Here is a 13,556-nt window from a genome sequence, read left to right on the forward strand (position 1 = left end):
GTTTATAAGGTGGTGTGATGAGTCATAACGAAGCCAACGATTACCTTTCAAAACTTGTCGATTGTGAAAAAAATGGCGATAGGCTATATCGTCATCATCTTCATTCCGATTATTTCGTTCGGCCTATTTCTGTATAATCAGAATTACAACAGTTTTCTCGAAGAATATGCGCAAGGCAGGCAGAAAATAGTTAATCAGGTGCTTAACAACTTAAATGTTAGCACGGTGCAAATCGAATCCGCTTATCAATTGTTTCAAAATAACTCGAATACCATTGCTTATTTAAGTGGGAACTACCGGACCGATTTCGATCAGGTCTCTAATTTTTTAACCTATATCAGACCCCTATTCTCTTATATTTTGTCATCCAATCGACTAATCGACAGTATGACTATTTACATGGAGCAGCAGAACGGCATGGTTTTTCGGCCCGAAATGGCCAAGATGGACGAGTCCAAGCTGGACGAGAGCATCAAAAAACTCCCGCTTGGTGTTGGGAAATGGATTACGATAAACAACGGGTCGAGTACAGACATTAACCTACATTTTGTCCATAAAATTGGAAACCGGAATTTTGAACAGGATATCGGTCTCCTCGATATCAAAGTCACTTCGAAATTAATTAAACCTTTGTTAGAATCGCTAAATTTGAACAACAGAAGCAATTTATATGTGCTCGATCAGGATCATCAAGTCATCTCACTTGTAGAAAAAATCCCCTTATCTCAGGAATCAGAACAAGCCTTATTTGCCGATGTCTTCCAATCGAACGCAAAATACTCGTATCAACAGGTAAACGGAAATAAAATGCTTATTGAATCGTTTTATGCCGAAAGCCTTAAGCTGCAGTTTGTCATGATTGAGCAAGTCGATGACGTCTTTATTGGCATCAAAAAAAACAAATACGTACTCGTATTAACGGTGTCCATCCTTTTATTACTACTCTCCGGCATCTACTACCTGATCGCCAGTTCAATTACGAAGCGAATTTTGAAGCTTTCCAAACATATGCGTCAAGTTGACGAAAATCATTTTCCACTCTATCACGGGGAAATTAATAAGGATGAGGTCGGACATCTGACCTCCGCCTATAATGCGATGATTAGGCGCATGGATGAGTTGGTAAATACCGTACACCGCTCGGAAATGCTGCGAAAGGAATCAGCCTATCTCATGATGCAGGCGCAAATCAAACCTCATTTCCTGTACAATACCCTCGAATCGATTCGCATGATCGCGGAAGCGAACGATGACCCGGAAGCAGCTGAAATGTCTTATACGCTTGGCAAACTTTTTCGCTACAGCCTGTCGGGAACGAAAAGCGAGACTTCCCTGAGGGAAGAAGTAGAAAATGTAAAAGACTATATCAAAATCCAACAAATTCGACTGGGTGACCGGCTGCAAGTATCTTTCGATATAAACGCAGTTATCGATAACTTTATTTGTCCTCACTATATGCTGCAGCCAATTATTGAAAACAGCATCGTTCACGGGATTGCGAATGTAAGAAAACATGGCTCACTTTCGATCCGCATTTGGGAAGATTCCGCGTTTATGTTCATTGCCGTTGAGGATTCTGGTGCAGGCATTGACGAAGAAAGACTAGGTCTCATTCAAGCCGTCTTAAACGGTAAAATGGATGTCCATCTTTTGCAGACGGGCGGCGGGGGTCTTGGTATTTTCAATGTAAACGAACGCGTAAAAATGTTTTTTGGCGAACGCTCTGGCATTCAAATGGAGAGTAAGCTTTACGAGGGGACGACATGTATACTCAAGTTAGCTAAGGGGGCAAAACAATGAAGCTGATGGTTGTCGATGATGAGCCTATCATTTTAAACGGGATTATCCGCATGATCCAGAAAGCGAATACATCGTTTATCGAGATCGTCGGCGCTGCCGACGGCGTTGATGCGCTCCAAAAGCTAACCTATTTTCAGCCCGACTTGATCCTTACGGATATTCATATGCCGGAAATGGACGGACTCGCTCTTATTAAAGAAATTCAAAATCTGAACGTTTGCAATCGTTTCGTTATTTTAACTGGTTATGGCGATTTCTCCTATGCAAGACAAGCTCTGCGCTATAAAGTCATCGATTATTTGTTGAAGCCCATTAATAAGGAAGAACTACTCACTGTACTCACGAAAGTTGAGCAATCGATTCGGGAGGAACAGCAGCAAACCATCGAGCATGACCTACTGCTTCTCAAAGAACATATCCTTTATAATACGCCAATTGAGGAAATGCCGCTCAAGCCTGAGCAGCTGCACACCCTACTACCCGATCCATATACGTCGATCATTGTATTTCAGGCATACGAGAGTGTTCCCCTTTTGACTGGCGATCGTCTGGAAGTTATTTGTGCCCTTCTGTCGCACATTTGCAAGAAAACTTACACCGTCCAGTCCCGTTTCTTAAGGCAAACTGTCCTCATTGTGAACGGTGTGCATGAACCGACACACGAAGAGTTTAAGCGTGCATGTGGCGAGTTGTTCGATACGAAGAGGATACAGGGCAGCGGATATTGCATAGGGGTCAGTATGAGGAAGAACGATAACGATAACTTGCGTGATCTGTATATTGAAGCGATGGCTGCGATGTTATTCAATCGGTACTTTTCAAATTGCAGTTTGACGATATATAGACCAGAGTCAGAGAACATACATAGTGACTATGATAATCTTGTTCAATATATTGAACATTCGCTAGCCCAACAGATTACTATCGAGCAGATCGAGAAGGATATCCAATCCATACTCCCTCATTTCTCAGGCCATGCGGATTGCAATAACAAGCTGCGTGAGCAGTTTCTTGTTTGTGTTGGTGTCTACTTGCAAAGTGTTGGCTTAACGCCTGAGACCATTTGGGGTGAACATGCGGCAACCAAACTATTTTCACCCAGCAGCACCCCGCATGAGAATGCCAGTGTATCGGAGATTATCGCACAGCTAATTCGATATGCACGCAGCACCGATCGCCAACAGCCGCACACACAGGCAATCGATAAAATCATCGCTTTCGTGGAACAAAATTACAAGCGGGATTTATCACTAGATGCCGTTGCAGATCATGTGCAAATGCATCCCAATTACATCAGCATGTTGTTTCGAAAAGAGATGGGACTAACCTTTCTTCACTACTTGCATACGTTTCGACTTACCAAAGCCAAGCAAATCATGCACGAGAATCCGGAATGGCCGATCAATACCATTGCCGAGCTTGTAGGTTATGAAAATCCGCGGCATTTTTTCAAAGTGTTTAAAAAATTCGAAAACATCACTCCCGGACAATACCGGCTTGGACATTCTTCCACATGAATTTCCTAAGGCCTCTTCCATTTCGATATCCGAATTTGGAGACCTTCAGCTTAATGACGCCGCATCGAAAGTAAGTATCGTTTTCCGCTGTACAGCTTTACGGAACAAATAAACGGATAAACTGAGCTCGAACACGACGACGACGGAACTAGTGATCCCAGCGATCAGCCCATTAAGCCCAGGACTGTAGTCCACCAGTAGGAAAAGTAACGTCACTGATAAAATCACATTGCCGAATTTGCTGTAAGCGATCGTCTTATTTACGCCATGATACATAGCAAGTCCGTTCAAATAGTCGATCCAAGGATAGACCGCCGATCTAATGATGAGCACACCCAAGATGAGTGTACAGTTGCGAAGCAGTTCGCCGTGAATGCCGAGCCCTTTCTCGAGTACCATGTGACCCAGTGGCGTCCAGGCTAGAGAAGCGACAAGGGCCGTAGAAATTATCGAGAGCGCTGTTGTCAACACGAGTACATGACGTGGCTGCTGTTCATGGAAATTAAGCACAGCTTGATGTAAAAAGCTGGCGAATCCGGCGATCAGTCCCGCTAGATTGGATGCAACCGCAAAAGCGGCGATCGCCTGAATCGGATCAAGACTTTGGTTCATAGCCGCGTTAGTTGCTGGACCGATGACGATAGAAACGATCGATCCATACAGCAGTGGCATGTAAAACGGGAATATATCCGGCTTCCAGCGCTTGATCGGATGGGAAGGCAGCTTGTCAGGCAACCGTCTGGCAAGGGAATGACCTTCGAAACAAGCAACCGCGCTCTCGATGGCCATCCCTGCCAAGAACAACACCGCTCCGTACCTGCTGTCGTTAGTTAGATTCCAGGAGACCATTGCCCAAGACATGAGGCCCATGACGAATAAGCGTATCAGAATGCCGATAGTCATCCATTTGGTCAACAGATGCTGGATAATAATGCCTTGGTACAAGCTGCGGGCAGCGGAAAACACGTTCACGAACATCAAGATTTGATAAGCATGGACTGTGGCATCCAACAAGCCGTCTTGTGCCCCGAAAACATAGTGGAACAAGAGCCGACCAAGCGGCGTCCATGCAATCAGAGCGTTAAATAAGGCAATGATGCCAACAATCGTAACGATCATACGCACCATCTCTCGAAACGAGTGTTGATCCTTCACGTATTTGGCACTGGTTTGCCGGAGTGGCGCGATAGCCTGTTCTAGGATAAATGACAAACTAAGCGCAATCGCATAACCGCTTATAGTGAGATCAGGGTGCGGCGAGCGGGCAAGTACCCCGCTGATGATGACGTGAGTAAGTGAGGCAAGCAAAGCAGAGGCTCCCATGGGCAGGTAAAATAAAATCAATCGAAGCAAAAGAGTTCCTCCTGATAGTCGGGTTAATGATTCCTTAAGAGATGTTCATTCGGTACTACATAATGTGGTATTATGACGTTTATAGACTTTTATTTTTATTGTTTTGTGGAATCAAACACATTGTCCCCCACAAACCAACATGCGTCAAGGTTTTTAACGGATCGTTTCTCGTTTAGCTGGTTTATGTTTGCATAAAAAATACACCCCTTAGAATTCATCGGAATCGATTTTCCAATGTCTATCCTAAGGGGTGCATTTCAAATTAGGAGTGAAACGGTTTTTTTCTTACCTTTTTACCAAGCATATGCCTGCGGAGCTGCTCCTCCTGGACCAGGGAAGATTTCATCTAGTTTTTGCAGCGTAGATTCATCCAGTACAATATCAACAACACGCAGTGTATTTTGAAATTGTTCAAGTGTACGCGGACCTATAATCGGTGCAGTCATAGCGGGGTGAGCTAACGTCCAAGCCAATGCTACATTCGCTTCACTCTCACCAAGTTCCTTACTTAATGCTGAGAAAGCATCCAGCTGTGAACGAAACTTCTCTACCCTTTCAGGGTTACTCGCTCGTTTAGAGCCTTCAATTGGCTTCAGGGCGTTGCCGCCTAACAGACCGCCATCTAGCGGACTCCATGCTATTACACCAATTCCAAGTTCCTGAGCCGCTGGCAGTACTTCAAGTTCAGGCAGCCTGCAGAGCAGGCTGTATTTGTGCTGCTCGGACACAAGACCAATAAGATGACGAGCTTTGGCTTCATACTGCGCTTTCACCAAATCACGACCTGCAAAGTTACTAGAGCCTACATAGCCGATCTTTCCTTGGTACACGGGAACTTGAAAAGCTTCCCACAGCTCATCCCAAGAAACGTTTCGATCCACATGGTGCATTTGATAAAGCTCAATATGATCCGTTTGTAGGCGGCGTAATGACGCGTCCAAGTGACGACGAAGCTTGTAAGCGGATAGTCCGCCTTCGCGGTTAGGTCCGTCGTTCACATCATGCATGTCTCCATAGAACTTCGTAGCTAGGATCGTTTTTTCTCTACGTCCGCCGCCTTGTGCAAACCAGCGACCTATAATTTCCTCGGTACGCCCAGCGTTCTCTCCCCAACCATAAATATTTGCCGTATCAAAAAAATTGATTCCAGCATCCATTGCCGCATCCATGATTCGAAAAGCTTCTTTTTCCTCTGTATCGACACCAAAGTTCATAGTTCCCAGGCACAATTTACTGACTTTTAAGCCCGAACGTCCTAAGTACGTATATTTCATTATTATCTCCTCCAGTAGTTTTATAGAGCAACGCTCGTATCCATCTTGAAGTGACATTCACTTGTTCATCTCATCATCATTCATTATCATACCTGAATCTGGGTGGCTTCAGAAGTACGCACTTTTCCTTAACATAGTTGGCTTCGGGTGATCTACTTACCTAGAAGTTAGTACTATTTTGATAAGCATACATTTTTGTGAAATTTCAAGATACATCACGCTCGCGAGGCGGTGAAAAAATAAAAAAAAGCCGCGACTAGCGCGACTTTCAAGCTTATACCTTTTTAACAAATTCGGATTTTAATTTCATAGCACCGAAATCATCAATTTTGCAATCAATATCATGATCTCCATCAACCAAACGTATATTTTTAACTTTTGTACCTATTTTTATGACGGATGAACTTCCTTTTACTTTAAGATCCTTGATTACTGTAACCGAATCACCGTCATTTAAGACATTTCCATTGGCATCTTTAACAATTTTGTTATCGGCACGATCTTCCGTTTCCAATTCTAAAGTCCACTCATGCGCGCATTCTGGGCAAATCAATAGATTCCCATCTTCATACGTGTATGCTGAATGACATTTTGGGCAATTTGGCAATTCTAGCATTAATCTCATTTCCCCCATCCGTTATATGTTTATATACTGCCATAGTCTTCTCATATTAACAACCCTTTCCCCCCATCGGGACGTACAAATGTACAAGCACACTTGTAGCTTTTGCATTTACTATATTAATAAAGGAAGGAGAAGTGATAGGATGATTGCCAAGCGAGTTACATTATCAACTGGTATTTTGCGGAGGCCAAATAAAACGAAGTTTGCCCTTGTCGATGTCGTTAACTTTAATAGAGAGCGCTCCCGCAGGGTAACGGTACAAGTATTTGATTGGTCTACTGGTTCGCCGATTCCCTTGAAGGTAAGTCCTTGCAACAACACAAAACAATGTACGGTAACGGTTGCAGGGGGGAAATCGGTTTTCTTGTTTGCCGACGTGTCAAAGGTAAGGTTTAAATATGAGGTTCGCATTACACAGCATCATGATCGTAAGTTAGTAACGAATGTAACTGGTGTTACGAATGCGCCCTTTACACCTCAAGAAGGAGATACAGTACTTCAAAGCAGCTTAATAAGAATAAAATAGTTTAACCTATTTTAACTGAAATTAATTCTTCAACGAGCAGGCTGCCGCAGCATCTGCTCTTTTTATGTTTTGAGTTGTTTTACTTTTGATTATTGTACAATGTAAGATAAAGGAAACTACTAAGGAAATGAGTTGATTTCGCATGGAAAAAAAATTAAAAGTATTAGCTATTTCGGGAAGTCTTCGCCAAAAGTCTTCTAATACAGCCCTTATGCACGCTATTATAGGACTAGCCCGTGAAAATTTGATCTTTACTTTCTATAACGGTTTAGGTGATCTACCACATTTTAACCCCGATCTTGACGTCGATGACGGGCCTGAATCAGTTCTAGATCTGCGCATACGACTTAACGAAGCGGATGCCGTTCTTATATGCACACCAGAGTATGGGAATGGAGTACCAGGGGTTTTGAAAAATGCACTGGACTGGTTAGTATCTTCAGGTCAGTTTATGAATAAACCAACAGCAGTAGTCACAGCGTCTCCCACTCCAATGGGCGGCGACAAGGCGCATGATTCCATTCTGCTAACGCTGAACATGATCAATGCCAAAATTGTTGAGGGAGGAACCATGATGATCCCCCACATTAATTTAAAACTTAATAAAGAAGGCGTCATTACTGATGCTAAAACCGAGAATGGTTTAAGATCCCTGCTTGAAAATCTTGTAGAGGCTTGTTCATAATTAAGATTTGCCCTCCATCAAGATTGTTCTCATGAAAAATCAAAAGAGCTCCGATTTCTCGAAGCTCCCTGTGGTCACTTGAACCATCCCTTTTCTTTAAAACGCATGATAGCCTCAATACGATTGCTTACATTGAGTTTATCAAGGATTACAGAAATGTAGTTACGGACGGTTCCCGTTGTTATATACATTTGATCGGCGATTTCCTTCGTATTTTTACCGTCGGCGATAAGGATCAGTACTTCCTTCTCCCGCTCGGTCAATGGATTCTCTTCACCATATGCGTCATCTACTAATTCTGAGGCATAGATGCGGCGGCCGGCCATGATACTGCGAATTGAAGTAGCGAGCTCCTCACTGGGGCTATCTTTCAACAAATAACCGTTGGCACCAGCCTTCACAGCCCTTTCAAAATATCCGGAACGGGCAAACGTAGTCAGGATCATAACCTTGCAGCCAAACCCCTTTAGTTCCTCAGCCGCGTCTAATCCGCTTTTTACTGGCATCTCAATATCCATGATACATATATCTGGCTTATGAAGATGAACCAGTCTCACAGCATCCTCGCCATTGCTTGCTGTACCAACGACCTGCATATCTTCTTCCAAATCCAGCAAGGAAGCAAGTGCGCCAAGCAGCATTCGTTGGTCCTCGGCAATTACAATTCGAATCATATCCCCGCCTCCCTTTCCGGTGGTTTGAAGACATTCGGCACTTTGATAACGATCGTCGTTCCATTGTTCGAAACAATTTCCATGCATCCGTTCACAAACTCAAGCCGCTCTTTCATGCCGCGCAGTCCATTTCCAAGTAAAACAACAGATTCTCTGGCCATGCCGACTCCATTGTCCCCCACCTTGATAACCAAATCGGTCTGTGATGGCTCAATGGCGATCGAACAGGTAGAAGCGCTGCTATGTTTAATAATATTAGTAATGGCTTCTTTTAAGCACATACTTACCACATTCTCATTCATCAGGGAGGTGTTCGTCAACTGAGGGTCCCCTTCCAAAATGAGGTCGATTTCAGCTGCCTTTAAAATCTGCTTAACGCGAAACATCTCATCCTCGAGTCTAGTCCCCCGCATCGAAGTAACCATTTCTCGAACTTCTTTTAATGCACTTCTAGCCGTCTGCCGAACATCATTGATTTCAATTTGTGCTTGAGTCGGGTTTTTGCTAATTAATTTCCCCGCCAAATCACTCTTTAAGCCAATTAATGAGAGCTTCTGACCTAGTGTATCGTGTAAGTCGCGAGCGATTCTTTGGCGTTCTTCCAGCTTTACCAGCTCGGAAATTCGTTTATTTGCGTCCTCTAGCTGTCCCTGCAGTTTATCACTCTTGTTTCGGTTGTAAGTAGTAACCGGAAGGAGAACAACACCAATCACACTAATAATGACGAACGGCAGCTGCGTAATATATACCGGGTTTTGGGATACGAGTCCATAGTTGATCGTTACAATGGTGCTTATTAGATGAATGCTGTATAACGTAATAAACCCGGCTCGATTTTGAATATTGCCAATAAAAAAGGCTAAAAACAGTGAGAAATATACATAGCTAAACAGTAAAGTCATAGTGATTGAAATCAGAATTTGTACACTCGACCAAAAGTACACGAGCCAACCTTTTGAAATAAATGAAAGAACGTAGCAAATAAAGAATACAACAATCATAATGATGCCTAAGACAATTTGGTAAGTGGCAGAAGAACGAAATATGAAGTAAAAAGGGAGGATGTAAAAGACAACCCATACATACGGACTAAGACCTGTTTTTTTGTGAAAAATTTGATGCCACTTTTGCATGGTCTCTTAACCCTCTTTTTCTTCACCATTGATTTCATTCTATTTTAACATAAACATGAATAGTCAGGATTATTATCCTTAAATGACCGATTTACGGACTTTTATGTTGTTCCCCAAAGAAGTTTGCTTATCTTGATTAGGGAGCACCTGTTTTTTATTATAACCGACAAACGTTTTGTTTTGCTCGTCCCAAAGACGGAAACGTAATGATTGTAGACTCGTGCTGATTGTAATCGTCGTTGCTTTTTGCAGCGGAGGTGTTGCATTATGCGCCTTCTCCAAGTTATAATTTGGCACTTTCGGACTCAAATGATGCACATGATGAAACCCAATATTTCCGGTTATCCATTGTAAAAGCTTGGGCAGCTTGTAATAAGAGCTTCCATCTACCGCGGCTTTCACATAACTCCACTCATCTTCGTTCTCAAAGTAGGAATCCTCAAACTGATGCTGTACATAGAACAACCAAATCCCCAACAAGCCGGCTACGAAAACGAGCGGAGCTTGGATCATAACAAACGACTGCCATCCAATAGCCCAACACATAAATGCATATAGAATAATGATGGAAACATTAGTCAAGTAAGTACTGATTCTTTCCTTACGCTTCGCACCTTTTGTATTAAAACGGTTCGTAAATAGGAATAAAAAGATGGGGCCAAGGCCGAACATAATAAATGGATTCCGATATAATCGATAGGCAACTCGGCGCCATAATGAAGAAGCCGCATATTCCTCGACAGTAAATACCCACATATCACCTGTACCGCGTTTCTCAAGGTTACTGCTTGTTGCATGATGAATGGAATGACTGTTCTTCCATTGTTGATACGGAAAGAGCGTAAGGATACCCGTTATCGTACCGATGATTTCGTTAGCTCGGCGGCTTTTGAAGAATGATTGGTGACAACAATCATGGAAAATGATAAATGTCCGTATAACGAACCCGGAAGCAATGAACGTAATCGGTAATGTTATCCAATAAGAGACAGATAGGCTTAGATACGCAGCATACCATAGCAGCAATAAAGGTCCTAAGGTGTTGATTAGCTGCTTAACACTCGCCTTCGTACTTGATTTTTCATAAGGGGCAACCTGTTTTTTTAAATTGGATAGCGTAGATTGGGTCATCGAATAGTTCCTCCTCGGGTATGGTAAGCGAGTCATGTTGTAAACGTAAGTCGCAATATCCTATCTTCATTATAGATATCGCTTTCATTTCGTTGTAGTCATAAACGTCAAGTAGCGGGTATGACAAATGTCATGTCCAATATAAAAAAAGTGCCGCTACTTCGTAAATAACGAAATAGCAGCACCTGATCACAACATTCTAACTTTAGACGCAGTCCCGCGGATAGCTTCTCTACTGCTTTCTTAACACCTCTTCCATTCATTGAACAACCGTTATCGCGATATACTTAGCAAATTGTTATAACACATTAGTCATGGTCCTGATCCGCTAGTTTGCTCATCAAAAGTCTCACTTTCGAATCGGTATCCGAACCAGGAGAAGGTGTATACACACTGCATCTCAAATCGGTACGCCCTTGTACTTGAAGCGTTGTCAAATCGAACAGCATTTTCCCCACTTTAGCATGCCTGAATTCAATGAACACTTCAGGGGCTGAACTCACATCACTTTGGTTCCAAAAAGCTCTAAAATCCTGGCTCTGCTCACTGATCTGCTCGATGAACTCACTATACCAGTTATCTCCCACATATTGCCCATAATAAGATCGAAACATCGCCAAGAATCCCTTTACAAAATCATTCCAGTTTACAGCCAGTGCTTTCAATTCTTTACGTGTAAAAAGCAGCCATATCATATTTCTTTGTTCTACAGGGATAATCGCAAAATCTAGGAATATAGCCGCGGCAGCTTGATTCCATCCAACAATATTACATCGGCGATCTGAAATAATCGTAGGGCAATCGTGAAGTTCTGTCAGGATTCTGCTTAACGCTGGGCTGATCGTAGGTATCTTATCTACAAATGTGGTCGGTGCCGGCTGCTCCAGAGCCAGCATGAATAGATACTGGCGTTCATCCTCATTAAGCTGCAAAGCTAATGCGATACGGTCCAGTACTTGCACGGACATTTTGATATCTCTTCCCTGCTCTAACCAGGTATACCAGGTCGTGCTGACACCTGCAATTGACGCCACTTCTTCTCTGCGTAAGCCTGGTGTTCGTCTACGACTCCCACCCAGTACTCCAGCTTCACTTGGTTGGATTCTAGCACGATGAGTAGTTAAAAACTCTGACAGCGCCTGCAACCGTTCCTTTGTATCCACGCCTTAATCCTCCTACCATTTATCATAGAAGCTATTATACCAGTATAAACCCTAACTTGTAATAGGATAAATAATGTGACAATCTAATAGAAAGAAAACCATTAGGAGGAATAACAAATGAAACGTGTAGTTGTGACAGGTATGGGTGTCATTACACCCATTGGGAATCAAGTGGATACGTTTTGGGGGAATCTTACGGATGGTAAATCAGGTATTACCAAAATAGATCATATGGATCTAACGGATTATAAAACCAACTTTGCTGGAGTGGTTCGAAATTTCGATGCTGAAGCAGCTGTTGGTCGGCGAGATGTACGCCGGATGGACCGATACTGCCAATTTGCAGTTGCCGCGGCCAAGCAGGCTCTTGATGATGCAGCTTTAGTTATTGACTCCACGAATGAGGAACGTATAGGCGTCTATATTGGCTCTGGTATTGGCGGCATTCAGACGATTCTGGACAATTATCGTACGTTACTAACCCGCGGACCAAGCCGCGTGAGTCCGACCGTTGTACCCATGATGATCGCCAATATGGCGGCGGCACAGGTCAGTATCCTGTTCGGTGCCAAGGGCCCCTCCCTAGCTCCAGTGACCGCTTGCGCCACGGGAAATAACGCCATTGGCGAAGCTTTCAAGCTTATCCAGCGCGGAGGCGCAGACGCCGTCATTGCCGGTGGCGCCGAAGCGACGGTTACCGACCTCGCGCTGGCTGGCTTCGGCAATGCGACGGCGCTGTCGACGCGCTGTGACGCGCCGGAGCAGGCAAGCCGCCCGTTCGACGCGGAGCGGGACGGCTTCGTCACCGCCGAAGGCGCCGGCGTGCTCGTGCTGGAGTCGCTCGAGCATGCCGAGCGACGAGGGGCGCGGATCCATGCCGAGCTCGTCGGCTATGGATCAACCTCGGACGCCTACCACATCGTGGCGACCGATCCTGAAGGCTTGGGGGCTTACCGAGCCATGCGCGAAGCGATATTCGACGCCGGAATAGCGGCGGCGGAGATCGACACGATCAACGCACACGCGACGAGCACGATCGCTGGCGATCTCTCAGAGACGCTCGCCATCAAGCGGCTGCTTGGTCGCGGTGCGTATAACGTGCCAATCAGCGCAAACAAGTCCATGCTCGGCCATATGCTTGGCGCAGCCGGCGGTGTAGAAGCCGTCGCGCTGATCAAGACCTTGCAGGACGGCCTAATCCCGCCTACGATAAATCTGCATCATCCAGATCCTGGGTGCGATCTTGATTATGTTCCACACGTTGCAAGACGAGCTGAACTACGTTACGGTTTATCCAGCTCATTCGGATTTGGCGGGCATAACGCCGTCCTCATTTTCAAAAAACACGAATAATTAATCTCTTCCTTTTACTCGCTTACAAAATAAACCTAATCCGTTCAGCAAATGCTAAATGGATTAGGTTTATCCCATTAAATTTCTAATTCCAGAACCATCTCTCATAAATATAGTAGCTGCAAAATGAGATGAAAGCGAGGGCTATACTGAGCCACCCTGTAATAAGGGCACCTTTTTTTTCTTTGATCATATTAGCCTTCACATAGATTCGAACATCGAAACATAAAATGAGGATCCCAGAGATTAGTAATAACAAAACCGTGTAATAGTTAAAGGTAATCATTGTCTAACCCCTCCTCACCCGAGCCGCGGTCATAAA

At 44.0% G+C, this 13,556-nt stretch carries 13 protein-coding genes; 5 read left to right on the forward strand and 8 right to left on the reverse strand.

Going from position 1 to position 13,556, the window contains the following annotated elements:
- The first annotated feature begins 63 nt into the window (after window positions 1-63).
- Window positions 64-1,800, forward strand: coding sequence for a sensor histidine kinase (locus tag QFZ80_RS16390; protein WP_307564140.1), 1,737 nt, complete (start codon window positions 64-66; stop codon window positions 1,798-1,800).
- Entirely contained in the window at window positions 1,797-3,317 is a 1,521-nt protein-coding gene (locus tag QFZ80_RS16395; protein WP_307545389.1) for a response regulator, read from the forward strand. The genes QFZ80_RS16390 and QFZ80_RS16395 overlap by 4 nt, the downstream gene beginning before the upstream one ends.
- Window positions 3,318-3,362: 45 nt before the next feature.
- Here QFZ80_RS16395 and QFZ80_RS16400 read toward each other — a convergent pair whose 3' ends face one another.
- The 3 genes from QFZ80_RS16400 to QFZ80_RS16410 form a co-directional block, all read right to left on the reverse strand.
- Window positions 3,363-4,670 carry a hypothetical protein gene (locus QFZ80_RS16400; RefSeq protein ID WP_307545387.1) on the reverse strand — a complete coding sequence of 436 codons (1,308 nt, stop codon included), beginning with the start codon at window positions 4,668-4,670 and terminating at the stop codon, window positions 3,363-3,365.
- A 293-nt stretch (window positions 4,671-4,963) separates the two neighbouring features.
- Complete coding sequence (locus tag QFZ80_RS16405; protein WP_307560001.1) at window positions 4,964-5,944, reverse strand: aldo/keto reductase; 981 nt, start codon at window positions 5,942-5,944, stop codon at window positions 4,964-4,966.
- 274 nt (window positions 5,945-6,218) lie between these two features.
- Window positions 6,219-6,560 carry a zinc ribbon domain-containing protein YjdM gene (locus tag QFZ80_RS16410; RefSeq protein ID WP_307555456.1) on the reverse strand — a complete coding sequence of 114 codons (342 nt, stop codon included), beginning with the start codon at window positions 6,558-6,560 and terminating at the stop codon, window positions 6,219-6,221.
- 151 nt (window positions 6,561-6,711) lie between these two features.
- Here QFZ80_RS16410 and QFZ80_RS16415 point away from each other — a divergent pair, with 151 nt between their 5' ends.
- Window positions 6,712-7,095, forward strand: coding sequence for a hypothetical protein (locus QFZ80_RS16415; RefSeq protein ID WP_307560002.1), 384 nt, complete (start codon window positions 6,712-6,714; stop codon window positions 7,093-7,095).
- A gap of 142 nt (window positions 7,096-7,237) precedes the next feature.
- A complete protein-coding gene (locus tag QFZ80_RS16420) occupies window positions 7,238-7,780 on the forward strand; it encodes an NADPH-dependent FMN reductase (RefSeq protein WP_307545380.1) in 543 nt (180 codons plus the stop codon).
- Between the two features lie 74 nt (window positions 7,781-7,854).
- Here the strand turns inward: QFZ80_RS16420 and QFZ80_RS16425 are convergent, their stop codons facing one another.
- The 4 genes from QFZ80_RS16425 to QFZ80_RS16440 all read right to left on the reverse strand — a co-directional run bounded on the left by QFZ80_RS16425 (window position 7,855) and on the right by QFZ80_RS16440 (window position 11,881).
- Window positions 7,855-8,454 carry a response regulator transcription factor gene (locus QFZ80_RS16425; protein WP_029197103.1) on the reverse strand — a complete coding sequence of 200 codons (600 nt, stop codon included), beginning with the start codon at window positions 8,452-8,454 and terminating at the stop codon, window positions 7,855-7,857.
- On the reverse strand, window positions 8,451-9,587 hold the full coding sequence (locus QFZ80_RS16430; protein WP_307545378.1) for a sensor histidine kinase: 1,137 nt from the start codon (window positions 9,585-9,587) through the stop codon (window positions 8,451-8,453). The genes QFZ80_RS16425 and QFZ80_RS16430 overlap by 4 nt, the downstream gene beginning before the upstream one ends.
- Window positions 9,588-9,665: 78 nt before the next feature.
- Complete coding sequence (gene desA / locus QFZ80_RS16435) at window positions 9,666-10,718, reverse strand: Delta(5) desaturase DesA (protein ID WP_307560004.1); 1,053 nt, start codon at window positions 10,716-10,718, stop codon at window positions 9,666-9,668.
- A gap of 308 nt (window positions 10,719-11,026) precedes the next feature.
- A complete protein-coding gene (locus QFZ80_RS16440; protein ID WP_307560006.1) occupies window positions 11,027-11,881 on the reverse strand; it encodes a helix-turn-helix transcriptional regulator in 855 nt (284 codons plus the stop codon).
- A gap of 117 nt (window positions 11,882-11,998) precedes the next feature.
- Here QFZ80_RS16440 and fabF point away from each other — a divergent pair, with 117 nt between their 5' ends.
- Window positions 11,999-13,234, forward strand: coding sequence for a beta-ketoacyl-ACP synthase II (fabF, locus tag QFZ80_RS16445; protein ID WP_307545372.1), 1,236 nt, complete (start codon window positions 11,999-12,001; stop codon window positions 13,232-13,234).
- A gap of 85 nt (window positions 13,235-13,319) precedes the next feature.
- Here the strand turns inward: fabF and QFZ80_RS16450 are convergent, their stop codons facing one another.
- Window positions 13,320-13,520, reverse strand: a complete 201-nt coding sequence (locus tag QFZ80_RS16450; RefSeq protein WP_307545370.1) for a CLC_0170 family protein — start codon at window positions 13,518-13,520, stop codon at window positions 13,320-13,322.
- Window positions 13,521-13,556 lie beyond the last annotated feature (36 nt).

Origin of the sequence: Paenibacillus sp. V4I7, from assembly GCF_030817275.1 — a bacterium.
Taxonomy (GTDB): Bacteria; Bacillota; Bacilli; order Paenibacillales; family NBRC-103111; genus Paenibacillus_E.